Raw genomic sequence first — 224 nt, 5'->3', positions numbered from 1 at the left:
TACCAGCGCTTCCGACACTGGCGCGACGACGGTACCTTCGAGCGCATCCTGGCGTGTCTGCACCTGAAACTGCGCCAGGATGGTTATCTGGATCTGGACACCTGGATGATCGATTCCACCACGATCCGCGCGACACGAGCCGCCGCGGGAGGTGGAAAAAAGGGGGCCCGGACGAACCGCTAGATCATGCGTTGGGCCGTAGCCGTGGTGGGCTGGGTACCAAG

The 224-nt window shown here is 62.9% G+C and carries 1 pseudogene; it reads left to right on the top strand.

From position 1 onward, the window contains the following. Positions 1–224: pseudogene (locus GSQ95_RS25820) on the top strand (IS5/IS1182 family transposase); the annotation flags it as partial.

The organism is Pseudomonas sp. BAV 4579 (assembly GCF_009765395.1).
Taxonomy (GTDB): Bacteria; Pseudomonadota; Gammaproteobacteria; order Pseudomonadales; family Pseudomonadaceae; genus Chryseomonas; species Chryseomonas aestiva.
This window is presented reverse-complemented; position numbering and strand designations above follow the sequence as displayed.